Source organism: Sphingomonas sp. BE123, from assembly GCF_031456015.1.
Taxonomy (GTDB): Bacteria; Pseudomonadota; Alphaproteobacteria; order Sphingomonadales; family Sphingomonadaceae; genus Sphingomonas.
In genome coordinates this window covers 287,808-312,001 of sequence record NZ_JAVDTW010000001.1, presented here as the reverse complement: position 1 = coordinate 312,001, position 24,194 = coordinate 287,808, and the positions used below count along the sequence as shown (strand labels likewise).

At 66.6% G+C, this 24,194-nt stretch carries 25 protein-coding genes; 17 read left to right on the top strand and 8 right to left on the bottom strand.

Annotation, left to right across the window (positions count from 1 at the left end; genetic code table 11):
- Positions 1-39 precede the first annotated feature (39 nt).
- Positions 40-1,737, top strand: a complete 1,698-nt coding sequence (locus J2Y54_RS01400) for an ATP-binding protein (protein WP_310036339.1) — start codon at positions 40-42, stop codon at positions 1,735-1,737.
- Between the two features lie 4 nt (positions 1,738-1,741).
- Here the strand turns inward: J2Y54_RS01400 and J2Y54_RS01395 are convergent, their stop codons facing one another.
- From J2Y54_RS01395 to serS, 4 genes are read right to left on the bottom strand one after another with little or no spacing between them, the layout of a single operon-like run.
- The gene (locus J2Y54_RS01395; protein WP_310036338.1) at positions 1,742-2,776 is read right to left on the bottom strand and encodes a potassium channel family protein; all 1,035 of its coding nucleotides are present in this window, start codon (positions 2,774-2,776) and stop codon (positions 1,742-1,744) included.
- Positions 2,773-3,798 carry a peptidoglycan DD-metalloendopeptidase family protein gene (locus J2Y54_RS01390; RefSeq protein WP_405052891.1) on the bottom strand — a complete coding sequence of 342 codons (1,026 nt, stop codon included), beginning with the start codon at positions 3,796-3,798 and terminating at the stop codon, positions 2,773-2,775. Before J2Y54_RS01390 ends, J2Y54_RS01395 begins: the two co-directional genes overlap by 4 nt.
- A 51-nt stretch (positions 3,799-3,849) precedes the next feature.
- Positions 3,850-4,614 carry a 5'/3'-nucleotidase SurE gene (gene surE, locus J2Y54_RS01385; RefSeq protein WP_310036336.1) on the bottom strand — a complete coding sequence of 255 codons (765 nt, stop codon included), beginning with the start codon at positions 4,612-4,614 and terminating at the stop codon, positions 3,850-3,852.
- Positions 4,611-5,888, bottom strand: coding sequence for a serine--tRNA ligase (serS, locus tag J2Y54_RS01380; RefSeq protein ID WP_310036334.1), 1,278 nt, complete (start codon positions 5,886-5,888; stop codon positions 4,611-4,613). The genes surE and serS overlap by 4 nt, the downstream gene beginning before the upstream one ends.
- Positions 5,889-5,979: 91 nt before the next feature.
- On the opposite strand from serS, the gene J2Y54_RS01375 reads away from it, so the two are divergent.
- The 4 genes from J2Y54_RS01375 (at position 5,980) to J2Y54_RS01360 (ending at position 9,063) form a co-directional block, all read left to right on the top strand.
- Entirely contained in the window at positions 5,980-6,423 is a 444-nt protein-coding gene (locus J2Y54_RS01375) for a host attachment family protein (protein WP_310036332.1), read from the top strand.
- A gap of 114 nt (positions 6,424-6,537) precedes the next feature.
- Positions 6,538-7,449 (top strand): hypothetical protein, encoded by a 912-nt coding sequence (locus J2Y54_RS01370; protein ID WP_310036331.1) that lies wholly within the window; start codon positions 6,538-6,540, stop codon positions 7,447-7,449.
- A gap of 697 nt (positions 7,450-8,146) precedes the next feature.
- A complete protein-coding gene (gene dksA / locus J2Y54_RS01365; RefSeq protein ID WP_310036328.1) occupies positions 8,147-8,608 on the top strand; it encodes an RNA polymerase-binding protein DksA in 462 nt (153 codons plus the stop codon).
- Positions 8,609-8,691: 83 nt separating this feature from the next.
- A complete protein-coding gene (locus J2Y54_RS01360; RefSeq protein WP_310036326.1) occupies positions 8,692-9,063 on the top strand; it encodes a PilZ domain-containing protein in 372 nt (123 codons plus the stop codon).
- 58 nt (positions 9,064-9,121) lie between these two features.
- Here the strand turns inward: J2Y54_RS01360 and J2Y54_RS01355 are convergent, their stop codons facing one another.
- Positions 9,122-9,277, bottom strand: a complete 156-nt coding sequence (locus J2Y54_RS01355; protein WP_310036325.1) for a DUF465 domain-containing protein — start codon at positions 9,275-9,277, stop codon at positions 9,122-9,124.
- Between the two features lie 136 nt (positions 9,278-9,413).
- On the opposite strand from J2Y54_RS01355, the gene J2Y54_RS01350 reads away from it, so the two are divergent.
- The 3 genes from J2Y54_RS01350 (at position 9,414) to J2Y54_RS01340 (ending at position 11,634) form a co-directional block, all read left to right on the top strand.
- On the top strand, positions 9,414-9,611 hold the full coding sequence (locus tag J2Y54_RS01350; RefSeq protein ID WP_310036323.1) for a DUF465 domain-containing protein: 198 nt from the start codon (positions 9,414-9,416) through the stop codon (positions 9,609-9,611).
- Between the two features lie 90 nt (positions 9,612-9,701).
- Positions 9,702-10,166, top strand: a complete 465-nt coding sequence (locus tag J2Y54_RS01345; protein ID WP_310036322.1) for a DUF1465 family protein — start codon at positions 9,702-9,704, stop codon at positions 10,164-10,166.
- Positions 10,167-10,248: 82 nt separating this feature from the next.
- Positions 10,249-11,634, top strand: coding sequence for a DNA recombination protein RmuC (locus tag J2Y54_RS01340; protein WP_405052859.1), 1,386 nt, complete (start codon positions 10,249-10,251; stop codon positions 11,632-11,634).
- Position 11,635: 1 nt separating this feature from the next.
- On the opposite strand, the gene J2Y54_RS01335 is transcribed toward J2Y54_RS01340, so the two are convergent.
- Both J2Y54_RS01335 and J2Y54_RS01330 read right to left on the bottom strand, forming a co-directional pair.
- Entirely contained in the window at positions 11,636-13,216 is a 1,581-nt protein-coding gene (locus J2Y54_RS01335) for an ATP-binding cassette domain-containing protein (protein WP_310036321.1), read from the bottom strand.
- Complete coding sequence (locus tag J2Y54_RS01330) at positions 13,213-14,766, bottom strand: ATP-binding cassette domain-containing protein (RefSeq protein ID WP_310036319.1); 1,554 nt, start codon at positions 14,764-14,766, stop codon at positions 13,213-13,215. The genes J2Y54_RS01335 and J2Y54_RS01330 overlap by 4 nt, the downstream gene beginning before the upstream one ends.
- 119 nt (positions 14,767-14,885) lie before the next feature.
- On the opposite strand from J2Y54_RS01330, the gene J2Y54_RS01325 reads away from it, so the two are divergent.
- The 6 genes from J2Y54_RS01325 (at position 14,886) to J2Y54_RS01300 (ending at position 20,688) form a co-directional block, all read left to right on the top strand.
- Positions 14,886-16,469 carry a cytochrome ubiquinol oxidase subunit I gene (locus tag J2Y54_RS01325; protein WP_310036317.1) on the top strand — a complete coding sequence of 528 codons (1,584 nt, stop codon included), beginning with the start codon at positions 14,886-14,888 and terminating at the stop codon, positions 16,467-16,469.
- A gap of 25 nt (positions 16,470-16,494) precedes the next feature.
- Entirely contained in the window at positions 16,495-17,643 is a 1,149-nt protein-coding gene (gene cydB / locus J2Y54_RS01320) for a cytochrome d ubiquinol oxidase subunit II (protein ID WP_310036315.1), read from the top strand.
- Positions 17,644-17,662: 19 nt separating this feature from the next.
- Positions 17,663-17,779: a cytochrome bd-I oxidase subunit CydX gene (gene cydX / locus J2Y54_RS01315; RefSeq protein ID WP_310036314.1), complete on the top strand. Its 117-nt coding sequence runs from the start codon at positions 17,663-17,665 to the stop codon at positions 17,777-17,779.
- A gap of 4 nt (positions 17,780-17,783) precedes the next feature.
- Entirely contained in the window at positions 17,784-19,130 is a 1,347-nt protein-coding gene (hemN, locus tag J2Y54_RS01310; protein ID WP_310036312.1) for an oxygen-independent coproporphyrinogen III oxidase, read from the top strand.
- A gap of 76 nt (positions 19,131-19,206) precedes the next feature.
- Positions 19,207-20,010, top strand: coding sequence for a universal stress protein (locus J2Y54_RS01305; RefSeq protein ID WP_310036311.1), 804 nt, complete (start codon positions 19,207-19,209; stop codon positions 20,008-20,010).
- A gap of 12 nt (positions 20,011-20,022) precedes the next feature.
- Entirely contained in the window at positions 20,023-20,688 is a 666-nt protein-coding gene (locus tag J2Y54_RS01300; RefSeq protein WP_310036309.1) for an NAD(P)H-dependent oxidoreductase, read from the top strand.
- A 94-nt stretch (positions 20,689-20,782) separates the two neighbouring features.
- On the opposite strand, the gene J2Y54_RS01295 is transcribed toward J2Y54_RS01300, so the two are convergent.
- A complete protein-coding gene (locus J2Y54_RS01295) occupies positions 20,783-21,436 on the bottom strand; it encodes an OmpW family protein (RefSeq protein WP_310036307.1) in 654 nt (217 codons plus the stop codon).
- Between the two features lie 132 nt (positions 21,437-21,568).
- Here J2Y54_RS01295 and J2Y54_RS01290 point away from each other — a divergent pair, with 132 nt between their 5' ends.
- Genes J2Y54_RS01290 through J2Y54_RS01280 form a run of 3 tightly spaced genes read left to right on the top strand, consistent with a single transcriptional unit; the run spans position 21,569 to position 24,125 of the window.
- A complete protein-coding gene (locus tag J2Y54_RS01290) occupies positions 21,569-23,065 on the top strand; it encodes a PAS domain S-box protein (RefSeq protein WP_310036306.1) in 1,497 nt (498 codons plus the stop codon).
- Entirely contained in the window at positions 23,062-23,682 is a 621-nt protein-coding gene (gene fixJ, locus J2Y54_RS01285; protein ID WP_310036304.1) for a response regulator FixJ, read from the top strand. The genes J2Y54_RS01290 and fixJ overlap by 4 nt, the downstream gene beginning before the upstream one ends.
- 50 nt (positions 23,683-23,732) lie before the next feature.
- Complete coding sequence (locus J2Y54_RS01280) at positions 23,733-24,125, top strand: hypothetical protein (protein WP_310036302.1); 393 nt, start codon at positions 23,733-23,735, stop codon at positions 24,123-24,125.
- Positions 24,126-24,194: the final 69 nt, after the last annotated feature.

The following is a 24,194-nucleotide window of genomic DNA, read 5'->3' as shown; positions in this document are numbered from 1 at the left end:
CTAGCATGAGACATTGAGCGTTCGGCGAGCAGGGGGCTGATGCACAAGTCGGACACATTCCGCGCGATCCTGCGACAGCCCGCCGCCCGGCTTGTCACGATCTCCGCCATCCTGTTCGTCGCCATCGCCTGGATCACGGTGGTCTGGCAGGTCGTCGAGGATCGCGCCGCCGCGACCGATGGAGCATCGCGCGAAAATCGCGGCCGGGTGGTCGCGTTCGAGCAATATGTCCAGCGCACGCTCGAATCGGCCCAGCTTGCCGCGCTCTATCTCGATACTCGCCATGGTGCGGCGGTCCGGGACTCTTCCGCGGGCGCGGTCCAGCGGTTCGAGCTACCGCCCTATTTCGACCCAGCAATCGTGGGAGCCGAAGTTCTCGACCGAAACGGGCGCGTTCGTTTCAGCAGCTATGCGAATGCGGACTCCGGTTTTGGCCGGACCGAAGCGTTCCGTCGGCTCCAGTCGGGGCGGGCTGCGCGCGTTATCTCCAACCCCTCGGCCCAGCCCGACACGGGCGCCGTGGTCCTGCGCGTCGCGCGCGCGTTGCGTGACTCGTCGGGCCGCTTTGCAGGGGCGGTTGCGATCGCGATTCCCGCCCGCCGCTTTGTCGCGTTCAACGTCGGAACGCGGTACGCGCCGGACGAACTGATCTCGATCATCAGCCTTGATGGGATCAGCCTCGCCCGTCGTGAGGGAAATCGCGTCAGTTCCGGCGAGGATCTGCGCGGTACGCTGGTGATGCGGCAGCAGGCACAGGCGCCGGACGGCGAATATTGGGGGCCGAGCGCGATCGACGGGATGCGCCGCCTGTTCAGCCATCAACGGATCGGCGACTATGGGATCTTCGTCACGTCCGGGGTCGGTGAAGCGCGGCTGACCGCCCCTGCTGCGCGGCGCGCGGGCTGGTTTCTGGTTATGGCCGCGGCATTGACGCTGGTGGTGATCGCGCTGCTGATGCTCTATTTCCGGCATTTGATCGACGAGGCGCGGGCGAAGCGCCGGTTCGATCAGATGCGCGACGAGTTCGTGCATTCGGCGCGGGTTGCATCGCTCAGCGAAATGGCGGCCGGACTGGCGCATGAACTGAACCAGCCGCTGACCGCCGCTTCCAACTATCTCGCGCTTGGCGAGTTGCTGAACAAGGGCGAGGGGAGCCGCAGCGAAGTCGCGGAGAAACTGGGACAGACGCGGGACCAGATCGCCCGTGCGGGGGCGATCATCCGGCGCATCCGCGACTATCTGGCGAAGGGCAATGCCGAGCTGCGCGCCGATTCGATTGACCGCACGATCGAGGATGCGATCGATCTTGCCCAGGGTGGCAATGTCACGCGCGCCGCACGTGTGCTCTACACGCCGGGACAGGTAACGGGGCGGGTGATGATCGACCGGATCCAGATCCAGCAGGTGCTGGTGAATCTGATCCGCAATGCCGAAGAAGCGATGGCCGACCTTCCCGAAATCCGCCGGGTGATCCGGATCGCGGCAGTGGACGCGTCCGACGACATGGTCGAAGTGCGTGTCGACGACGACGGCCCCGGCTTTCCCGATAGCGTGCTGCAACAGTTCAATCTGCCGTTCATTTCGACCAAGGCCGAGCATGGCCTGGGGATCGGGCTGTCGATCTGTCGCCGGATCATCGAGGTGCATGGCGGCGAGCTCAGTGCAGCCAACCGCAGCGATGGCGCGACGGTGCGATTTACCGTGAAACGTGAGCGAACCGACTGGGCGCTGGATTAGAAGATCAGTCCGCGCGCTGTCCGTTACCGGCGATAATCTCGACGATGATATCGCCTTCCTCCAGCGCATTCGCCTGGCTTTCGAAAAAGCCATAGGGCTTTCCCTGACGATAGATGCGCACGCCCAGCCCGGAGGTGATGGCGGAGAGCGGCTGGCCGACCTCGGCCATCGTCACGCGCCGCTCGGCGAGGTGCACGCGCCCATCGACCGATGCGAGGTCCAGCATATAGTCGGCGACATGCGCGCCTTCCACCGATCCGGCGAGAAGCAGGCCGGCAAAGCTGACCGGGTTGATCACCGTATCCGCGCCGGCCGCGCGTGCCGGGACCTCATTGTCGTCGGCCTTGATGATGATCGAGATCGGCACATCCGGCGCCAGATGCCGTGCCGTCAGCGTGACCAGGATCGAGGTGTCATCACGGCCCGTGGCGACGATCAGCGTCCGCGCACGTTCGACCCGGACATCCTTGAGCGTCTGGTCGCGGGTCGCATCACCGACCAGGACGTTGCACCCGGCCTCTTCGGCGCGGGCAAGGGCGTGCTCGTCGCCGTCGATCACGACAATGCACGCCGGATCGGTGCCGCGCGCGATCAGTTCGTTGACCGCGTCGGAGCCGGTCTTGCCGAACCCGGCAACGACAATGTGGCCGGTCAGCATCTTCTGGATCTGCGCCATGCGCCAGGTTTCCCATGTGCGTTTGAGGATGAACTGATAGGTCGTCCCGATGAAGATCACGATCACGAAGATCCGGATCGGGGTGACCACCAGCGCGTCGAACATGCGCGCGCCGGGTGAAATCGGGACGATATCGCCATAGCCCGTCGTCGTGATCGAGATCATCGTGAAATAGATGATGTCGAGAAAGCTGATATGCTGGTCGAAATTGTCGCGCAGCCCCTCACGGTCGAACCAGTGGAACGCGACCGCAAAGGCGTAGAGGCCGAGTACCGCGGCCACGCGCCAGGCGATCGACGTCCAGGGTGATACGCCGCTTTTGCGCCGGAGCGGCGCGTGGGTGGGAAGGCGGGGACGGCTCAACGGGCTGGCAATCGCGGAATGGGATCGACGGGGGTGCGTCCCTGGCGCAGCTCGAAATGCAATTGCGCGCGGTTGGTTCCGCTGTCGCCGGACAGCGCGATCATCTGGCCGCGCTTGACCGACTGGCCGCGCTGGACGAGCAACTGGCCGGCATGGCCGTAGACGCTGGTCCAGCCGCTGCCATGCTGCAGGATGACAAGCCCGCCAAGCGCCGGAATCTCGCTGCCTACATAGGCGACGGTGCCGTCCGCAGCGGCGAGGATCGGCGTGTCGAGCGGGACGGCAATCTTGATGCCGTCGCTGCGCTCCCCGCTGGCGATCGGGCCGAAGCGGCGGATGACTGTCCCCCGCGCGGGCCAGGCAAAGCCGCCACGCAGCGTTGCCGGCGCCGCCACCGCGGCATCCGGCGGCAGCACGCGGGCGGAGGATGCAGTCGGCGCAGTCGGGCGTGCGCGTTCGGCGATGGCAGGCTGGCCGCCAGTGACGATATCGTCGATGTCGAGCCGGAATGCGGCGGCGCGTTCTTCGACCGTCATGGTGCGCGGGTCGCCCGGGATCAGCAGCCGCATGCCGGTGCGCAGGATATAGGGTTCGGTGAGGTCGTTCTCGGTGACGACGCGGCCCCAGTCGACGCCATAGGCGCGGGCAATGGCGATGCCGGTCTCGCCCGCACGGACCAGATGATAGCGCCCGCCCGGGATCGACAGGCGCTGGCCAACGCGGATCGTGTAGGGCGGGGGAATATTGTTGGCGCGCGCAATCGCCTCGGACCCCGCGCCGGTCTTGTCCGCGATCCGGCGCAGCGTGTCGCCCGGCACGACGACATATTCCGACGGAGCGATCGTTTGAGCATCGGCGGTGACGCGCCGCGCTTCCCAGGCAGAGACCGGCGCGGGGAGGGCCGGAACATCCGACTGCCGCGGCGCCGCAGTCGGATCGACCTGCCGCGGCGCCGGGGCGGACCGCGGTGGCGCGCCGGCCCCCGGCGGGATACAGCCACCGAGGATCGGCGCCAGTGTCAGCACCGCGATCAATCCAGCCCTGGTCCCGCTTTGCCGCATGATCCGTCCGGTTCAGCCAAATGTCCGGTCGAGCATAACGAGCGATTCACGATGCGTCAGGTCCAGATGCAGGGGCGTAACGGTGATCCACCCCTGCTCGATCGCTTCAAGATCGGTATCGGCCACCGGCGAGTGCGGGACCGCGCCGAGGCCGAACCAGTAATAGTCGAAGCCGCGCGGATCGGTCCGCTTGTCGAGCTTGAGCCGGCCATAGTCGCGCAGCCCCTGTCCGACGGCCTTGATCCCGGCGACCTCGCTGGCGGGCAGCGGCGGGAAATTGACGTTCATCAGCGTGCGCGGCGCCCAGTCGGCGGTGATCAGCGGACGCAATACCCGCTCGCCCCATTGTTCCGCCGCTGCGAAGCTGACACGCTCGCCCGGTGCGCTGAGCGCATAGCGCTGGCTGAGCGCGATCGAGCGAATCCCTGCCAGCGCACCTTCCATCGCCGCGGACACGGTCCCGGAATAGCTGACGTCCTCGCCCAGATTGGCGCCGCGATTGACGCCGGACAGGATCAGGTCGGGCGGAGCGTCCTTCATGATCTCCGCCAGCGCGATCATCACTGCATCGGTCGGCGTGCCGGTGACGGCGAAGCGGCGTTCGCCGAAGCGGCGCAGCCGCACCGGATCAGTCAGGCTGAGCGATCGGCCCTTGCCCGACTGTTCCTCGAGCGGGGCGACAATGGTGATGTCGTCGGACAGCGTGCGCGCGAGGCGCTCCAGCACCTCCAGCCCGCGCGCATGCACGCCGTCATCATTGGTGAGCAGGATCCTCACCCGCGCGGCTCCAGCCGGTTGATCCCGCGCAGATAGGGCTGGAGTACCTCCGGAACGGCCACCGAGCCGTCCTCCTGCTGGTAATTCTCCAGCACCGCGACCAACGTACGGCCGACCGCCAGACCCGATCCGTTGAGCGTGTGGACAAACGCCGGCTTGCCCTCGCCCGTGCGGTAGCGCGCGTTCATGCGCCGCGCCTGGAAGTCGCCACAGGTCGAGCAGGACGAAATTTCGCGATAGCGTGCCTGGCCGGGCAGCCACACCTCAAGATCATAGGTCCGCGTCGCGCTGAATCCCATATCGCCCGCGCACAGCAGCATACGCCGGAAGGACAGGCCGAGCCGGGTCAGGATGTCCTCGGCGCAGGCGGTCATCCGTTCATGCTCCGCGTCCGACTGCTCGGGCGTCGTGATCGACACCATCTCGACCTTCTCGAACTGGTGCTGGCGGATGAAGCCGCGCGTATCGCGACCGGCGGCGCCGGCTTCGGAGCGGAAGCAGGGGGTCAGCGCGGTGAGCCGCAGCGGCAGCGCCTCGCCGCTCAAAATCTGCTCGCGCACGCTGTTGGTCAGGCTGACTTCCGAAGTCGGGATCAGCCAGCGACCATCGGTCGTGCGGAACGATTCCTCGGCGAACTTGGGCAGCTGGCCGGTACCGAACATGATCTCGTCGCGGACCAGCACGGGTGGCACGCATTCTTCATAGCCATGGTGAGCGGTCAGCGTGTCGAGCATGAACTGGCCGAGTGCGCGGTGCAATTGCGCCGCCGCGCCCCGTAGCAGCGTGAAGCGTGACCCGCCAAGCACCGCTCCGGTGTCGAAATCCAGGCCGAGCGCCGGACCGAAGTCATGATGCTCGCGCGGCGCAAAGGCAAAGGCGGGCTGGGCGCCGATGACATGGACGAGCTGATTGTCGTCCTCGTCCGCGCCGTCGGGGACATCGCTGGCGGGAAGGTTGGGGATCGCGGCCAGCGCGGTTCGCAGCGCTTCATCGGCTGCGCTTTGAGCGAGGTTCAGGTCCTCCAGCGTCTGCTTGAGACCGGCAACGTCGGCCATCAGCGCCTGGGCGCGTGCCTCGTCCTTCGCGGCCTTGGCCTGGCCGACCTGCTTCGACAGGTCGTTGCGGCGAGTCTGCGCTTCCTGCTGCTGCGTCGTCAGGGCGCGGCGTGCCTCGTCAAGGGCGACCAGCATTTCGGCCTGTGGCTCGGCGCCACGGCGGGCAAGGGCGGCGTCGAACGCCTCGGGATTATCTCGGATGGCGCGAATGTCATGCATGGGCGCAGGCTATGGCGAGGCGCGCGTCCCGAGGCAACCCGGCGCACGCGCCGTGCGTTGGCAGGCATAACCAGAATGAGGAGAAACACCGATGCAGGTCCCCCATAACGCGATGGTCGTGGTCGCCGATGGCCGCAAGATGCTGTTCCTCAGGAATGAGGGCGATGCCGTGCATCTCAATCTTCAGGTCGAGCGCAAGCGCGAGCAGGACAATCCGCCCGACCGCGAACAGGGTACCGATACGCCGGGGCGCAGCTTTTCAAGCGTGGGACCGGGGCGCAGCGCCTATGAAGAGACCGATTTCCATCAGCTCGAGGAAGACCGCTTCGCGGCGGAGACGGCGGAATTGCTCAAGAAGCGCGCGCTGAACAACGACTTTGAGTCGCTGATCATCGTCGCGCCGCCGCGCACGCTGGGCGAACTGCGCAAACATTATCACAAGGAAGTGAGCGAGCGGCTGACCGGCGAGCTCGACAAGACGCTGACCGGTCACCCGATCCCCGACATCGAACAGGCGCTGATTGACGCCAACTGACCCGGCTCTGGTCGCCGCGGCGCTTATTCGGCCGCCGCGGCGTCCTTTGCCTTGCGGTTCTGGAACCGCTTGCGCACCACCAATGCTGCCGCGGCCGCACCGAACAGCAGAACCATGGGCGGCGCGGGAACCGGCTCCGGGCCACCCGACGAACTGCTTGCGCCGCTCGAGGTGCCCGAAGAGGTCGATGTGCTGCTCGAGGTCGAGGTGCTCCACCCGCTCGACGTGCTCCACCCGCTCGACGTCGAGGACGAGACGTCGCCCGATGAGGACGCCGAGGTCGAGGACGCGGACGAGTTGGAGGATGAGGTCGATACGTCGCCCGACGAGCTGGCCGAAGTCGACGAGGACACGTCACCCGAGGACGAGGCCGAGGTCGAGGACGAGACATCGCCCGAGGACGATGCCGACGACGACACGTTGCCGCTCGACGAAGACGAGACGTCACCCGACGATCCGCCCGATGCCGAACTGGTCGACGACGAGGATCCGCCTGAGGACGTCGACGAGGACGACGCACCCGATGAGGTCGATGAGGACGATGCCCCGGACGAGGTGGACGACGACACGTCGCCGCTCGAGCCACCGGAGGATGTCGAAGAGGACGAACCGCCCGTTGACGATCCGCCGGTCGAGGAGGTCGAACTGACGCTCCCGCTCGAGGTCGACGAGCCGCCGGTGGAAGAGGTCGAGCTGACGCTGCCGCTCGACGAACCGCCCGTCGAGGAGGTGGAACTCACGCTGCCGCTCGACGACGAGACATCGCCCGAGGAGCCGCCCGACGAGGTCGAGGTCGACCCGCCCGACGTGGAGGTTGACCCGCCGCTGGTGCTGCTGGTCGACGAGATGACGATGCCGCCGCTGCCCGAAGCGCCGCTGCCACCGCTCGACCCGCCGAAAAATCCGCCGGCGAAGAAGCCGCCGACAAAGCCGCCGCTGCTGCCGCCGGTTACCCCGGTTGCCGCCGCTGCCGCGCCGCCGCCACCGCCGCCGCCGACAATCGGCATTTCCCCGCTCGACCCGTAAGTGGGCGGCGGGAGCGGGATGGCGCTGCCCTGGCTGGTCACGGTGATGACCTGTGGCTGGCATTGGGCGGTCGTCGTCACGGTGCGCTTCACGACGCGCTTGCGCAGCGGGCGCTTGACGACTCGCCGCTGAACGATGCCCTGTTGCTTAACCGACTGGCGCTGCTGATAGCCGCGTTCGGCCCGCGTCTCGGCGACATGCACCGCCCCGCCGCCGATCACGGCACCGCCGCACGCGCAGGCGCACAATTTCGCCAAAGCCATCCGGACCGACATTCTGCTTCTCTCTCGTCCCTGGACCCCGGAGCATGCCCGAGGCACGCGTTCAGTGGGTCATTGCCCGAAAAGTGCAGAACAAAGTATTAAGTGCAATCCCGTTAACCATTTAACCGGGGCGGTTTGACGAATTATTTGAGCCGCGCGGAGCGCTATTATGGTTAATGTATCGTTAGGGGACGCTTTTACTCGCTGAGCGGTCGCCGTTCGGTGGAAGTAGCCAGCGAACGGGCAGGGGCGGCGCATCAAGAAAATGCGTGTCGGTTCAGGGAGATGTAATTTCCCGCGTGTCAAGAACGGCTTGGCGCACAATTCTGTGGATTCGGTAGCTTGTGGTACCGTATTTGCCCGGATATAGGGCGCGCCGGGGATAAGGGGATCACGCTCGGCCCGTGCCGACCGGTCCCGTTACGGAGAGTGGGATGGCGACCGTTTTCGAACACCGCGACGATCCTGTACAACTCGAGGCAGCCAATGATCTGCCCGATGGGTATCGGCCAAGTGCCGATGAGCCGTTCATGAATCCGCGGCAGCTACAGTATTTCCGTGAAAAACTGCTGGCGTGGAAGGACGCGATTCATCGCGAGGCGGCGGGGACGCTGAACCAGCTCCAGATCGATTCGCTGCGTGAGGCCGACCTGACGGATCGCGCGTCGAGCGAAACCGACTGGTCGATCGAACTGCGCACGCGTGACCGGCAGCGCAAGCTGATTTCCAAGATCGATGCGGCGATCCGCCGGATCGACGATGGCGAATATGGCTATTGCGAGGTGACGGGCGAGCCGATCAGCCTTGCGCGGCTCGAAGCGCGCCCGATTGCCACGATGACGGTCGAGGCGCAGGAGCGGCACGAGCGCAACGAAAAGATTTCGCGCGAGGAATAATCGGCGCGGGCGGGGCGGGGTTAACGGTTTCGATAGCCATTGCTGGTCTATTGCGCGCGTCACGATTTGAATCAGAGCGGCAGATGGACCAGTTCACCTCCGATCCTTTCGGCGGACGTTTCACCGACGATCCGGCGAGCCAGCGCAATGCGGCGCGCGACAGCCTGTTCCTGGCCGCAATGTTGCGGATCGAAGGGCGGGAGGTGCAAGTGCGCGTCCGCAATTTGTCGGCCGGCGGACTGATGGCCGAATACCCCGATCCGGTCGATCAGGGCACCGAAGTCGAGATCGATGTGCGCGGGGTTGGCTGGATCCGCGGAAAAATCGCGTGGGCGGCGGAGAAGCGGGTCGGGATCGCCTTTGATCGCCCGATCGATCCGCTGATGGCGCGCAAGCCGGTCGGACACGGCACCACCACGCCGCTTTACGCCAAGCCCCAATTGTTCAAGGGCTGACCCCGACGCAGGGACCGGTGGCCAGGCCCCGCATCGGCGGGGTCCCGGCCGGGTCGCGTCAGCTCAACGCGATCTCTTCCTTGACCTTGAGCTTGCGGCGCTTGAGATCGGCGACGACCAGCTGGTCGGGGGCCGGGCGCTGCAATTCGGCGATGATCTTGCGCTCGAGATTGGCGTGCTTGGCCTCGAGTGCTGAGAGATGCGCGGTCTGCATGGAAGCAATCCTCCTGCTCAGGTTGGGGGAACGCAAAGTAGAACATGATTCGGATCGCTTGTCGCCCCTTGCAAAACTACCCCTCGGCAGGGCAACGGCGGTTTGCGACGGGGCGAGTTCGGGGGCGGCACGGATCATGGACGACAGCGAGATTCTGCGGCGACTCGAGCTTCTGAGGGTCGAGCATCGCGACCTGGATGCGGCGATCGAGGCGCTGGTGACCACGGCAATGCCCGACCAGCTGCAGATCGCACGGCTGAAAAAGCGCAAACTCCTGCTGCGCGACGAGATTGCGATGCTCGAGGACCAGTTGATCCCCGACATCATCGCCTGAATCAGCGCGCGCAGGCCGCGCCGCTTTGGGACAGGCGCGGGGCGCAAATTCCTGTTTCGTTAACGTCCGGTTTCTGTCAGCGTTTCGCTCATGACCGGGGATGTCGAGACCATGCGGGTGCAGCGAGCGCTGATCGACTCGCTCTACACCGAAGCGATGCTGCTGGCGGACGAAGCGCGCGGCTATTTCGACGCGCTCGGGCGGGAACAGCGCGAGCGGCTCGGTGCGATGGATCGCGTGGTGTTTTCGTGCGAGTCGCTCAAGGTGACGACGCGGCTGATGCATTGCATCGCGTGGCTGTTGACGCAGCGTGCGGTCGCTGCCGGCGAGATCGGGATGAATGACGCGCGGCATCCGTCGCGACGGCTGGGGGAAGCGCCGGTGACCGAGCAGGATGCGCTCGACGCGATGCCGGTCGGCGCGCAGCATCTGATCGTCGCGAGCATCGACCTGCACCGCCGGATCGCGCGGCTTGATGCGGCGCTGGATCAGGCCGACGCGCCGCCGGTCAGCCCCGCGCGATCGATGCTTGACCGGCTCGCCCACGCATTTTGATTGGACCTGGCGCACTTTAGCCCTGTTGCTTCAGTGATGTTCAGTCTATGTTCCACTCCGTTTTCAGGACGGGGTTGGCGGCGTGGAACTGGACTGGGTGGTATCGGGATTGCTGGCGCTGGCGATTGGCGTGGTGCTGGGGTGGCTTGCCGGGAGCCGGCGCGGCGCGGCGGCGCTGGCCGAGCGCGCCGCGCGCGAGGCTGAGTTCAAGGCAGCGATTACCGAACTGGCCGCCGCCGAGGAGCGCGCGCGCGAAGTGCCGGAACTGCGCGACCAGCTCGCCGCCATTCGCGACGAACGCGACGCAGCGCGCATCGAACTCGCCGAGCTTCGGGTCAAGGCGGATGGGCTGGAAGGACGGCTCGCCGGGCAGTTTCGTGAGCTCGCCGGATCGATGCTGGCGGAGACCCAGGCGGCCTTTCTCAAGCGCGCCGAAGACCGGTTCCGCGAATCCGAAAGCGTGGCGGGCCAGAACCTGAAGGCGCTGCTCCAGCCGGTCACCGAACGGCTCCAGCGGTACGAAGAAGGGGTCGCCAAGGTCGAGGCCGAGCGGCGCGATGCATTCGGCGAGCTCAAGGGCCAGATCGAGCAGATGCGGATCGGGCAGGAGCGGGTCAGCCAGGAGGCGGCCAAGCTGGTCAATTCGCTGCGCAACGCCCCCAAATCGCGCGGGCGCTGGGGCGAGCAGCAATTGCGCAACGTGCTCGAGACGTGCGGTCTTTCCGAACACACCGATTTCCAGACCGAGGTCAGTGTCGCGCAGGAGGATGGCGGGCGGTTGCGTCCCGATGCGATCGTGCGCGTCCCGGGCGGCAAGGCGCTGGTGATCGATGCCAAGGTATCGCTCAACGCCTATCAGGACGCGTTCGGCGCGGTGGACGAGGCGGAGCGACAGATCGGGCTTGGCCAGCATGCCGCGGCGATGAAGGCGCATGTCAATGCGCTCGGCAACAAGGCCTATTGGACCCAGTTCGAGGAAGCGCCCGACTATGTCATCATGTTCGTACCGGGCGAACATTTCCTCTCGGCTGCGCTGGAGCATGATCCGACCTTGTGGGACTTCGCGTTCGAAAAGCGCGTGTTGCTCGCGACACCGACCAACCTGATCGCGATCGCGCGTACCGTGGCGGCGGTGTGGCGGCAGGAGATGCTGGCAAAGGAAGCACGGCAGATCGGCGCGCTCGGCAAGGAATTGTACGACCGCCTTGCCAAGGCGATGCAGGATCTGCGCACCGTCGGCAGCGGGCTCAATACCGCGGTCAAGAATTTCAACACCTTTGCCAGTTCGCTGGAGAGCCGAGCGCTGGTGTCGGCGCGTAAGCTCAAGGATCTGAATATCGAGACGGGCGCGCGCGAGATCGAAAGCGTGCCGCCGGTCGAGCTGCTGGCCAGCCATGCCGCTGGCGGCGATGATACCAGCGCGGATGCCGGCGACGCCGATGGCGCAAGCGCCCGCGCCGCCGAATAGCTCAGGCGAGGGGCAGGGCGAGCGCGCGGCTGGCCAGCGTGCGGGGTGCCGGGCGATGCGACACCAGGATCAAGCCGGTGCCGTGCCGCGCGAGCCATGCGTCGAGGGCAGCGACCAACGCATTCTCGGTCGCCGCATCCAGTCCCTCGCTCGGCTCATCGGCGATCAGCCATGGTCGCTCGGCCAGCAGCGCGCGCGCCAGCGAGAGTCGCTTCTGCTCGCCCCCGGACAGCGTGCCGCCCTGTTCGCCCACCGGCGTGTCGAGCCCGGAGGGCATGGCCCGAATTCGCGCGGATAGCTGCACGACATCGAGCACCGCCCACATTGCAGGCTCGGTAACACCGGGGCGAGCAAGGCGCAGATTGTCCGCGATCGTCCCCGCGATCAGCTGCGGTGCCTGGGGCGCCAGCGCGAATTGCGCGGCAAGCTGCGACGCGGTCCGTCCAGCGACGTCCACCGCATCGACCGTGAGCGGAAGCGGTGCGCTGCGAAGCCCGGCCAGCGTCTCGACCAGCGTCGTCTTGCCGCAGCCCGACGGACCGATCAGCACGATCCGTTCGCCCGGCTGAAGCTGTACCGCGCCGATGCCGATGGTAGCGGGAGCGACTGGCGCGGCCGATGGCGCGGCAGGGTCGAGCGCTCCGATCGCGCCGATGCGCGCAAGCCCCTCGGCAATCACCGCTTCACGCAGGGCACTGCGGATCCGGACCGCGAGAACCTCGCTCCCGGCAAATGCGGCAAGCGTCGACAGGGCGGCGAGCGCGGCGCCTTCACGCGCGAGCATCAGCACCGCGACCGCGATCAGCGCGCTCCACGCCGCGACCGCGCCGCCGAGCAGCGCCTCTCCGCGCACCAGCGCCAGACGGGCGCGGTCCCAACTGGCAAGGTCATCCGCCAGCATCGCATTCGCCCGCTCACCCAGGCCATAGGCAAGGATTTCGGGCCGTGCGGCAGCCAGCTCGACATAGCGATCGCGCAGCCGCCCGCGCGCCGCCGATGCCGCTGCCGCCGGAGCCCGGCTCAGCCGCCGCGCGACGTGACCGCCGGCGACCAGCCCGGCGCCGGTCAGAACGCCATAAGCGAGCGCTGCCGGCCAGCCGGACAGGGCGACGCAAAACAGCGCGACCGCCGCCCCGGCTAATGCGCCCGGCAGCGCCGACCGGCGGACGACCAGATCCTCCAGCGCCTCGATATCGTCGATCAGCCGCGCGCTGGCGTCGCCACTGGCAAGGTCGGGCGCGACCCGGCTGTCTGCACCGGCCAGCCGCGCAAACAGGCGCGTCCGCAAGCGCGCCATGGCGCCAAGCGCGGCGCCGTGGCTCGACAGCCGCTCGCCATATCGCGCAGCGGTGCGGCCGATCGCGAGCGCGCGGATTGCCGCGCTCGGGAGCAGATAGTTGAACGCAGAGATGGCCGCGAGGCCGCCGGCCCCGGCGATCGCCGCACCTGTCAGGAACCAGCCCGAAATGGCGAGCAGCGCGACGCCAGCCATCGCAGCGATCGCGGCAAGCGCCAGCGGCATGCCAAGCCCGACCCGCCGCCCCAGGCCATGGCGCGCGGCAGCATCAGCGAGCCGGGTCACAGCGTCACGATCCGGTCGGCGCGCGCGGCGAGGTCGGGATCATGGGTCGCGACGATCACCGCCTGTCGTGTCGCAATCTCGCGCAGCAGCGCGGTGATGCGCGCGGCGCTGTCCGCATCAAGGTCCGCAGTCGGTTCGTCGCAGAGGAGGAGCGGGCGTCGTGCCAGCAGCGCGCGCGCCAGCCCGAGCCGCCGTCGCTCGCCGCCCGACAATCCACTGCCGCGATGGTCGAGCGGCAGGTCTAGCCCGTCAGCGCGCGTGTCGAGTAGCGCGTCCAGCCCGACCTCGCTGCACACCGCGCGAAGCTCGGCAACGCTCGCGCTCGGGCGGGCAAGGGCAAGATTGTCGCGCAACGTGCCGGGCAGGATCAGCGGGCGCTGCGCTGCCCAGGCAACGTCCGCCGGGTCGATCGCGCTGACGGAACCCGTATTGGGCTGCACCTGTCCCGCGATCACGGCGAGCAGGCTTGTCTTGCCGCTGCCGGTCGGGCCGACCAGCGCGAGCAGGCCGGTCGCACCGAGGGTGAAGGAAACCGGTCCGATGCGCGCGCCTGGCCAGATGATTTCCACGCCGTCGAGCGTCAGCTGGCCGGGACTGGCGGCGTCCGGGGCCGATCGCGCAGCGGCGGGCGCCGGGGGCGGGGCCAGCAGGGGATCGATCACGGCCTGGGCCGCTTCGCCCATCTGCTTCTCATGATAGGCTGCCGCCAGTCGGCGCATCGGGAGATAGAATTCGGGTGCAAGCGCAAGTGCGACCATCGCTTCGCGAAAGGTTAGGGTTTCCGGGACCGGAAAGGGGAGCAGGCCGAGCAGGCTGAATCCGCAATAGACCGCAACGAGCGCGACCGAGAGCGCGGCGAAAAATTCGAGCACGGCGCTGGACAGGAAGGCGACGCGCAGCACCGCGAGGGTACGCTGCGCAATCGCCGCAGTGGCAGCGCCGGCCTGGCGTGTGATGCGTTCGCCAGCGCCGAAATGTCGGATGATCGCCAGCATCCGCAGCCGCTCGACAAACAGGTCCGACAGCTGGGCAAGGGCCACCAGCTGCGCATCGGCCGCGCGACGCGCCATGGTGCCGGCCAGCACCATGCCGAGGACGAACGGGATCAGGGTCGCGAGCAGGATCGTCGCGGCAACCGGGCTGGCAAAGGCCACCGCGACCGCAATGAGGACCGGCCCGGCTGCGGCGGCGAGACGAACCGGGACGAAGCGGGCGCGATGCGCCTCTACCCGGTCGAGATGATCGATCGCGATCGCCGCGCTCTCGCCGACGGTCAGCGGCTGCGCCAGCGGTTCGGCAAGCAGGCGCCGGTGGAGTTGCACGCGCAGCGGGGCCAGCGCGCGCTGGGCAGCAGCGGCGCCCTGAGCCTGTGCAGCCCAGCTGGTCAGCGCGCGAACCGCTCCGCCAGCCAATAGCGATGCGATCGCGGCTGTCGGGACCGGTACGTCTGCAATCAGCGCCGAGAGCGCGTCCGCGAGGCCCCACGCAAACAGGATTGCGCCAAGCACATCGCCCAGCCACCAGAAATCGGAATATTCGCGCTTGCTCATATTAGGACAATTTGTCACATTCCGGGGGTCGGGGTTGCGTATTATTCCCCATGTCGCGGGGAGGGGCTTCTTGTCTAGCAGGTCGCTCGCCAAACACACCTCAGTCCGGGGAAATTCCAATGGTTGATATGGCAGTTGTCGAGCTATCGCGGCTCCAGTTCGCGCTGACGGCGATGTACCATTTCCTGTTCGTGCCGTTGACGCTGGGCCTCGCCTTCATGCTCGTGATCATGGAGACGGTGTATGTGATCACGGACCGCCCGATCTGGCGCGACATCACCCGGTTCTGGGGAAAATTGTTCGGAATCAACTTTGTGCTCGGGGTCGCGACCGGCATTACGATGGAGTTCGAGTTCGGGACCAACTGGGCCTATTACTCGCACTATGTCGGTGACGTGTTTGGCGCGCCGCTTGCCATTGAAGGTCTGATGGCCTTCTTCCTCGAGGCGACGTTCGTCGGCCTGATGGTGTTCGGTTGGGACAAATTGTCCAAGCGCCAGCATCTTTTCGCCACCTTCATGGTCGCACTCGGTACCAACCTGTCCGCGGTCTGGATCCTGATCGCCAATGGCTGGATGCAGTTTCCGACCGGTTCGGCGTTCAACCCCGAAACGATGCGGATGGAAGTGGTCGACTTCATGGCCGTGGTGTTCAACCCGGTCGCGCAGGCGAAGTTCGTCCACACCGTCAGCGCCGGCTATGTGCTCGCCTCGGTCTTCGTGCTCGGCATCTCCTCCTGGTATCTGCTCAAGGGGCGCCATCTCGAGTTCGCCAAGCGCAGCTTCGCGGTCGCGGCAGCCTTCGGCCTTGCCTCTTCGCTATCGGTTGTCGTGCTGGGTGACGAGAGCGGCTATGCGCTGACCGACAACCAGCGGATGAAGCTCGCCGCGATCGAAGGTGCCTGGCAAACCGAACCGGCACCGGCCGGGCTGTCGATCTTCGGCATCCCCTCCAACGCCGGGCGCGAGACGCTGTACGAGGTCAAGATTCCCTATGTCCTCGGCCTGATCTCGACGCGCAGCCTGACGGGTGAGGTTGCCGGGATCACGCCGCTGGTCGAACAGGCCCGCGCGCGGATCATTCGCGGCATCGATGCCTATGACGCGGTTGAGACGCTCAAGACCGATCGTACCAATGTCGCCGCGCGGGAGACGTTCGAGCGCAACAAGGCCGATCTTGGATATGCCATGCTGCTCAAGCGCTTCGTGGCCGATCCGCGTCAGGCCGACGCCGCCGCGATCGACAAGGCGGCATGGTCGACCGTGCCGAACGTGCCGGTGCTGTTCTGGCTGTTCCGCGGCATGGCCGGGCTCGGCTTCTTCTTCATCGCCTTCTTCGGGGTCGCGCTCTACTATGCGAATACCCGCAAGTTCGACCGCAAATGGTTCCTGCGCACCGCGCTGTGGGTCATCCCGCTGCCGTGGATTGCAATCCAGTCGGGCTGGCTGATCGCCGAGCTCGGACGCCAGCCCTGGGCGGTTGAGGGGGTCCTGCCGACCTTCCTCGCAGCGTCCAGCCTGACCATCGGGGAGGTGTGGGCGACGATCGTCGGGTTCACGCTCATCTATGGCGTGCTGGCGGTGATCGAGGTCCGGCTGATGCTCGGCGCGATCCGCCATGGCCCGGAGAGTGCGGCGGCGCCGGCCGATGTGGTCGACCTGCCGCGCGGTCCCAATCCCTTCCAGACCGTCGCGGCCGAATGAGCCGCGCGGGACAAGGAGACCAATCATGACCCTACCGCTCGATTACGAGACGCTCCGCGTCATCTGGTGGCTGCTGATGGGCGTGCTGCTGATCGGATTTGCGCTGACCGACGGGTTCGACCTCGGCGTGGCATCGCTGCTGCCATGGGTGGCCAAGACCGACGAGGAACGCCGGATGGTGATCAACACCGTCGGTGCAACCTGGGAAGGAAACCAGGTGTGGTTCATTCTCGGCGGCGGCGCGATCTTTGCCGCCTGGCCGTTCGTCTATGCGGTCAGTTTCTCGGGCTTTTACCTGGCGATGTTCCTGGTGCTCGCTGCGCTGATCCTGCGCCCGGTCGGCTTCAAATACCGCTCCAAGCGGCCCGACGCCGCCTGGCGGTCGCGGTGGGACTGGGCGCTGTTCGTGGGCGGGTTCGTGCCGGCGCTGGTGTTCGGTGTTGCCGTTGGCAATGTCCTGCTGGGCGTGCCGTTCCGGCTCGATAGCGATCTGCGCTCCTTCTACGACGGCAATCTGCTCGGCCTGTTCTCGCCGTTCAGCGTGCTCGCCGGGCTGTTGTCGGTGGCGATGCTGGTCCTCCATGGTGCGGGCTGGCTGTCGCTTAAGGCGGAGCAGGGGCCCGTGCTCGATCGCGCGCGCGTGATCGGTCAGGTTGCAGCGATTGCCGCGGTTACGCTGTTCGTCGCGGGCGGGCTGTATGTCGCTTATGGCGGGCTCGGTTTCCGCGTCGACGGCGTGATCGATCCGGCGGGCCCGTCCAACCCGCGTCTGGCCGGCGCGGTGGCAGCGCCGGGCGCCTGGCTCGACAATTACGCGACCTATCCCTGGATGATCGCGGCGCCGGTAATCGGTCTGCTCGGCCCGCTGCTCGCGCTGGCGGGTATCCGCGCGCGGCGCGACGTGCTGGTGTTCGCCGGGTCGTCGCTCGCCAATATCGGCATCATCGGGACGGTCGGACTGTCGATGTTCCCGTTCATCCTGCCGAGCGTGATCGACCCCGCATCGAGCCTGACCGTGTGGAACGCGTCGTCGAGCCACACCACGTTGTTCATCATGCTTGGCGTGACGCTGGTCTTCCTGCCGATCGTGCTGATCTACACCGCCTGGGTCTATCGCGTATTGTTCGGTCGGGTGACGATCGAACAGGTGCGCTCCAACCCCGATTATTACTGACCGAAAGGAACACCCCGCCATGTGGTATTTCGCTTGGATCCTCGGCGTCACGCTGGCCGTCGCGGTCGCGGTTCTCAACGGCATCTGGCACGAGTTCCATTCGCCGCCATCCGAAGATCAGACGGTTCAGGGCTGACCCGATGGCGCATCGCTATCTGCCCGCTCTCGCCGCCCGGGCCGTGCCCCGCTACACCAGCTATCCGACAGCGGCCGAGTTCGGCGCCGCGGTGGGGGCGGTGGAGCAGGGCGCGGAGCTGGATGCGGTTGCGCCGGGACAGCCCGTGTCGCTCTATCTGCACATCCCCTATTGCGAGAAGATCTGCTGGTATTGCGGGTGCAACACCGGCGCGACCGGGCGACCGGAGCGGCTGGACATTTACCGCGCAGCGATCGAGGCAGAGATCGCGACCGTGGCGGCGCGGATGCGCGGTCGCGTCACGGCGGTCCATTTCGGCGGGGGCAGCCCCAACGCGCTCAGTCCCGAGGCGTTTGGCGGGCTGTGCCGGACGCTGCGCGAACGGTTCGATATCGCGCCGGACGCCGACTGGGCGGCGGAAATCGACCCGCGCTTCTTCGGTCGTGCGCACGCCCTGGCCTTTGCCCGCGCCGGCATCGGACGGATCAGCGTCGGCGCCCAGACCTTCGCGCCCCGGGTGCAGGCTGCGATCGGCCGGATCCAGCCCTTCGCGCAGGTCGCTCAGGCGATTGCGGAGGCGCGGTCGGCGGGGATCGGGCGGATCAACCTGGACCTGATGTACGGACTTCCCGGTCAGACGATGGACGATATCGCGGCGACGATCGCCGCTGCCCATCGGCTTGCACCGGACCGGGTGGCGATGTTCGGCTATGCGCATCTGCCCGCGCTGCTGCCGCGTCAGCGCCGGATTGACGGCAGCGCGCTGCCCGATGCACCCGCACGTTTCTGGCAGCGCGCGCTGGCGCATGATCTGTGGGTTGAAGCGGGCTTCGAAGCGATCGGGTTCGATCATTTCGCGCGCCCGGACGACAGCCTCACGGTCGCGGCCCGTGCGGGGCGGCTGCGCCGCAATTTCCAGGGCTTTACCGACGATCAGGCAACGACCCTGATCGGCCTTGGCGCATCCGCGATCAGCAATTTCGACGGTGCGATCATCCAGAATGAAAAGCATGTCGGCCGTTATCGCATGGCCGTGCTGGGCGGCGCGCTTGCCGGCGTGCGCGGGGTCCGGCGCGACGCGGTCGACCGGGCCGCAGGCGACGTCATCGAGCGGCTGCTGTGCGATGGCGTGGTCGACGCCGAGGCAATCGCGCAGCGTCACGGCATGCGCGCGGAGGCGCTGTGCCACGATCCTGCGGCGCTGGCCGCGCTGGTCGATGCCGGCGCGATCCGCTGGAGCGACTGGACGATCGAGACGACGCGGCTGGGGGCGCCCTATGCACGCCTCGCCGCCGCTGCCTTCGATCGCTATCGCGCGGTCAGCCACGGTCAGTTCAGCGCCGCAGTCTGAACGCTACGTATCACTCCCGATAGAGGGCGGGGCAGGGGCGACCTATCCAGGATTCATCCACGCTGGGAGATGGATCATGAAGAATGTCGCTGTGCTCATCCATGCCGATGACGGACAGGAGGCCCGCGTTCAGGCCGCGTTCGATCTGGTCCGTGCGCTCCACGGCCATCTGATCGCGATCGATGTGACGGCGATGACGCCGATGGTCGAGGATCCAATGATCGGACCCAGCGCCGCCGCCGCGCACATTGCCGAGGAGCTGGAGACGCAGGATGCCAATCGCACCCGCATCACGGCGCGCCTGACGCTCGAAGATCTTCCCTGGTCGCTCGCCGAATGCATGGGCGATGTCGCGGGTTGCCTCGAATCGCATACCGCGCTGACCGATCTCGTCGTCATCAACACGGTGTTCGACGGGTTCCCGGGCGGAGAGATGGACGGTGTTGTCGCCACGATGCTGCGCGCCAATCGGCCGGTGCTCGCCGTACCCGCCGAGACGCGCGGGATCGCGCTCCACGGCACTGCGCTGGTCGCCTGGGACGGTTCGGACGAATCCGATGCCGCCCTGCGCGCGGCCGTGCCGCTCTTGTCGCTGTCGCGTGAAGTGCGGATTCTCAGCATCGATCGCGGTGGCCTCAAGCATCCGCCCGAACTGGCGGCACGCTACCTCTCGCGCCACGGGATCCGGCCCGACATTGCGCTGGTTCAGCCTGAAAGCGGTCGGATCGGGCAGCAGATCCTGTCGCATGCCCTGCAGCTTGACCCCGCGCTGATCGTGATGGGCGGCTTTGGTCACTCGCGGCTGTTCGAAACGCTGTTCGGCGGCGTGACCCGCGACCTGCTCCACAACAGCCCCTATCCCGTCTTCCTGTCGCAATAAGGAGAGAGCGTCATGACCGAGGTGCCCGCGCCCGAAACGCTGCGCCACCTGGTGGTGCTTGGCCATCCCGGCCTCGACAGCTTCAACCATGCCATCGCGCGCAGCTATTGCGCGGAGGTTGAAGCGCTCGGCCAGCGTACCGAACTCGACGATCTCTATGCCCGCAATTTCGATCCGCTGCTCCGCCGCGACGAATTGCCCGGGCCCGGATTCACGCCGCGTCCCGATGTCGCCACCTCGCTCGCCCAGCTTGAGGCGTCGGACATGGTGGTGCTGGTGTACCCGATCTGGTTCGGCATGCCGCCGGCGATGATCAAGGGCTATGTCGATCGGGTGCTGGGGGCCGACATGACCCCGGACGCGGTGCAGAACCAGGTGCCGAGCCCGATCCTGCGCGGCAAGCGGCTGACGATCTTTTCGACCTCCGGCGCTTCGCGTCGCTGGTTGGAGGAGCGTGGCCAGTGGATGGCGCTGAAACAGGCGTTCGATACCTATCTCACGCGGGCGTTTGGTCTGGCTGACTGTCACCATGTGCATTTCGATGCCGTGGTGCCGGGGCTCGATCCCGCGTTCATCGAGGAGCATCTGGCAGTCGTGCGCCAGACCGCGCGCGAGCGGGCGACCGTGCTGCGCTATGGCGACCTCCCGCCACGGCTGCTGCGCCAGCCTGATTTCTGAGGACAGCCAGGCTTCCGGTCGTCGTCAGTCGGTCGGTTGCAGAACAAAAAAGAGGGGCGGCAACCGCGATCCGGTTGCCGCCCCTGCTTTTTCATCAGAAGCGGAAGCCGATTCCGACGCCAGCCACGATCGGATCGATGCTGATTTCCGCGGTGTTGGTCACCGCGCCGGTGCGCAGACGCGCCGTCGTGTCCATGTCGATATATTTGATATCGAAGTTGAGGAACATCTTCTCGTTCAGATCGACATCGACGCCAGCCTGCAGTGCATAGCCGAAGCTGTCGTCCATCTCGACGCTGGTGTTGCCGATTGCCGCTTCAAGCGCGCTGCTCGCCTTGGTCGAGTAGAACAGCGTGTAGTTGACGCCGGCGCCGACATAGGGGCGCACCTTGGCCTCGGGCGCAAAGTGATATTGCAGCGTCAGCGTCGGCGGCAGCACCCAGGTGCTCGCCAGCTCGTCGAAGCCCGACAGCGTGCCACGCCCTTCGGCGTCATGCTTGGTGGTCGCAAGGATCAGTTCAGCGCCGATATTGTCGGTCACCATATAGGTGAAATCGACCTCAGGCATCACTGCATCGCTGACGCCGACTTCGCTGCCCGGGAAGCCGGGCGTCACGGGGCCGGAGCTTTCGGTCGGCGACACGACGATGCCGCGGACGCGCATCAGCACATCGCCTTCCTTGGCGAGCGCGGGCGAAGCGCCGGCCACGCAGGCCAGTGCGCCGATAAGGAGACGGGTTGTTTTCATGGGTCATTCCCCCGATACGTTCTGCGCGAAGGGTGCGCGGCGGCGGCATCGGCTTTTCCGGTGCCGGACTGCATTGGTAGTTTTCCCGATGGGTGTTCCACGGATGTAGGGCGGGGCGGGCGGACAGGCGGCATGGACGGCAACACGATCGAGGCGCTGGCTGCCCGATTCATCGCAAGCGATCTGGATCGCGCCCAGGTCGTGCTGTCACCGGACGGCATCATTCGCAGCTGGAATCCCGGCGCCCAGATTCTGCTGGGCCATCTTCCCGACAGCGCCATCGGCCAGTCCTTCGCGATCTTCTACTCCGACTCCGATCGCCAGTCGGGCAAACCCGACGATGACCTGTCGCGCGCCGCGACCTATGGCCGCTACGCCGAAGAGGGATGGCGACGGCGGCTCGATGCGACCGAATTCGCCGCCGACGCGCGCCTGATCGCGCTGCGCAACGAAGCCGGCACGCTGCTCGGCTTTGGCGTGACCATCGAGGACATTACCGATCGCAAGGCTGCGGAGGCGGCAGTGGCACGCAGCGAACTTCACCTGCGCTCGATCCTGGCGACGGTGCCCGACGCGATGATCGTGATCGATGAGCGTGGCCAGATCCTGTCGTTCAGCGCGGCGGCCGAACGGCTGTTCGGCTATACCGAGTCCGAGGTGGTCGGACGCAATATCGGGATGATGATGCCCGATGGGGATCGCCTGCGGCACGACGACTATGTCGAGCATTATTGCCGGACGGGCGAGCGGCGGATCATCGGGATCGGGCGGATCGTGACGGGCAAACGTCGCGATGGCAGCGAGTTTCCGATGGAACTGGCGGTGGGCGAGGCGCGCAGCGCCGGGCACCGGATCTTTACCGGCTTCATCCGCGACCTGACCGACCGCCAGCGCGCCGAACTCCAGATGAAGGAGCTGCAGTCCGAGCTGGTGCATGTGTCGCGCGTATCGGCGATGGGGACGATGGCGTCGACGCTGGCGCATGAACTCAATCAGCCGCTCACCGCAATCGCCAATTACATGGAGGCCGCGCGCGACCTGATCGCCGCCGGCGAGCCGGACCTCGAGATGCTCGGCGAAGCAGTCAGCGAGTCGGCGGTCGAAGCGCTGCGGGCCGGGAATATCGTGCGGCGCCTGCGCGAATTCGTGGCACGCGGCGAGGTCGAGAAGCGCGTCGAGCCGCTGCCGCCGATGGTCGAAGAGGCGACGCGGCTCGCGATGACCGGAGCGCACGAGCGCGGGGTGCGCGGCCTCAAGGATCTCGACCCCGATGCACGGGTCGCCCTGGTCGACCGGGTGCAGATCCAGCAGGTGCTGGTCAATCTGATCCGCAACGCAGTCGAGGCGCTGGAAGATATGCCGGTGCGCGATATCACGGTTTCAACGCGGCTGCAGCCCGACGGCATGATCCGGGTCGCGGTGAGCGATACCGGACCGGGGATCGATCCGGCAATCCGCTCGCGGCTGTTCGACGCGTTCAACACGACCAAGCAGAATGGTCTTGGTCTGGGACTTTCCATTTGCCGTACGATCGTAGAGACGCATGGCGGGCGGATCGGGGCCGATCCGCGCCCCGGCGGGGGCACGATCCTGTGGTTTACCATTCCGAGTGCGGAGACTTCCGAATGAGCGACAAGCGCCTGATCCATCTGATCGACGACGAGGATGCCGTGCGGCGCTCGGCGGGCTTTCTGCTCAAGACCTCGGGCTTTGACGTGCGTGCCTATCCGTCCGGCGTCGCGTTTCTGAAAGACGCGCGCCACCCCGATCCGGGCTGTATCCTGCTCGACATCCGCATGCCCGAGATGGACGGGCTCGAGGTGCAGCGCGAGCTCAACGCGCGCGGGGTCGCGCTGCCGGTAATCGTGCTGACCGGTCATGGCGACGTGGCAACCGCGGTGACGGCGATGAAGCAGGGGGCGGTCGATTTTCTCGAAAAGCCGTTCGAAAAGGCCCAGTTGCTGGGCGCGATCGAGCGTGGCTTCGAACGGCTCGACCGCGCAGGCGATGCGGAGGTGGAAGGGCAGGAAGCGGCGGTACGGATCGCCGCGCTGACCGGGCGTGAGCGCGACGTGCTGCGCGGGCTGGTGGCGGGCAATCCCAACAAGACGATTGCCTATGATCTCGGCATCTCGCCGCGCACGGTCGAGGTGCATCGCGCCAATCTGATGACCAAGCTTGAAGTGCGCAGCCTGTCGGAAGCGCTGCGAATCGCATTTGCGGCGGGGCTGCACGCAGCGGACTAAGGATTATTCCGGAAGGCGGCACGCGCGCTTGTGCGTCATGCTGCGCTGAAATGGATCCCCGTGACTTCCATCATGCCGTCGCCGACGATGCCGCAGCGCCCCTGGCGATCGCGCTCGTCGATCCCGACGATGCGGCGCGTCGCGCCCTGCACCTGCTATTGTCCGGGCAGCGTCATCGTGTCCGCTCCTTTGCCAGTGCGGCAACATTAGCCGAGGATCCGAAGTCTGCCGATCTGGCCTGGGTCATCGTCGCGCTGCGCCCGGGAAGCGACGATCTGGCCAAGGTCCGCCACCTGCGACAGCGCGGCTGGCGCGGGCGCCTGGCAGTGATCGTCGACCGTGCCGAACCGGCTGCGCGCGATGCGGGGATGGTGGACGACGATGACTTGGTCCTGGTGCATCCGGTCGCGCCCCATGCCTGGCAGATCGGGCTGACGCGCTAAATCGCGTGGTGCAGCGCCCGAAAAAGCGTCATTATTACGCTTTATTGGCATCGCCCTTGCCCCCGGCCA

Excerpts from the sequence above, each read along its gene's own strand:
- J2Y54_RS01280 (WP_310036302.1), top strand. The coding sequence starts at position 23,733 with ATGGATCCCCGTGACTTCCATCATGCCGTCGCCGACGATGCCGCAGCG.
- J2Y54_RS01355 (WP_310036325.1), bottom strand. The coding sequence starts at position 9,277 with ATGCAGACCGCGCATCTCTCAGCACTCGAGGCCAAGCACGCCAATCTC.
- dksA (WP_310036328.1), top strand. The coding sequence starts at position 8,147 with ATGGCGACCGTTTTCGAACACCGCGACGATCCTGTACAACTCGAGGCA.
- J2Y54_RS01325 (WP_310036317.1), top strand. The coding sequence starts at position 14,886 with ATGGTTGATATGGCAGTTGTCGAGCTATCGCGGCTCCAGTTCGCGCTG.
- serS (WP_310036334.1), bottom strand. The coding sequence starts at position 5,888 with ATGCATGACATTCGCGCCATCCGAGATAATCCCGAGGCGTTCGACGCC.
- J2Y54_RS01330 (WP_310036319.1), bottom strand. The coding sequence starts at position 14,766 with ATGAGCAAGCGCGAATATTCCGATTTCTGGTGGCTGGGCGATGTGCTT.
- hemN (WP_310036312.1), top strand. The coding sequence starts at position 17,784 with ATGGCGCATCGCTATCTGCCCGCTCTCGCCGCCCGGGCCGTGCCCCGC.
- J2Y54_RS01375 (WP_310036332.1), top strand. The coding sequence starts at position 5,980 with ATGCAGGTCCCCCATAACGCGATGGTCGTGGTCGCCGATGGCCGCAAG.
- J2Y54_RS01370 (WP_310036331.1), top strand. The coding sequence starts at position 6,538 with ATGGGCGGCGCGGGAACCGGCTCCGGGCCACCCGACGAACTGCTTGCG.
- J2Y54_RS01290 (WP_310036306.1), top strand. The coding sequence starts at position 21,569 with ATGGACGGCAACACGATCGAGGCGCTGGCTGCCCGATTCATCGCAAGC.
- J2Y54_RS01305 (WP_310036311.1), top strand. The coding sequence starts at position 19,207 with ATGAAGAATGTCGCTGTGCTCATCCATGCCGATGACGGACAGGAGGCC.
- J2Y54_RS01295 (WP_310036307.1), bottom strand. The coding sequence starts at position 21,436 with ATGAAAACAACCCGTCTCCTTATCGGCGCACTGGCCTGCGTGGCCGGC.
- J2Y54_RS01400 (WP_310036339.1), top strand. The coding sequence starts at position 40 with ATGCACAAGTCGGACACATTCCGCGCGATCCTGCGACAGCCCGCCGCC.
- J2Y54_RS01360 (WP_310036326.1), top strand. The coding sequence starts at position 8,692 with ATGGACCAGTTCACCTCCGATCCTTTCGGCGGACGTTTCACCGACGAT.
- cydX (WP_310036314.1), top strand. The coding sequence starts at position 17,663 with ATGTGGTATTTCGCTTGGATCCTCGGCGTCACGCTGGCCGTCGCGGTC.
- J2Y54_RS01300 (WP_310036309.1), top strand. The coding sequence starts at position 20,023 with ATGACCGAGGTGCCCGCGCCCGAAACGCTGCGCCACCTGGTGGTGCTT.
- fixJ (WP_310036304.1), top strand. The coding sequence starts at position 23,062 with ATGAGCGACAAGCGCCTGATCCATCTGATCGACGACGAGGATGCCGTG.
- J2Y54_RS01345 (WP_310036322.1), top strand. The coding sequence starts at position 9,702 with ATGACCGGGGATGTCGAGACCATGCGGGTGCAGCGAGCGCTGATCGAC.
- cydB (WP_310036315.1), top strand. The coding sequence starts at position 16,495 with ATGACCCTACCGCTCGATTACGAGACGCTCCGCGTCATCTGGTGGCTG.
- J2Y54_RS01350 (WP_310036323.1), top strand. The coding sequence starts at position 9,414 with ATGGACGACAGCGAGATTCTGCGGCGACTCGAGCTTCTGAGGGTCGAG.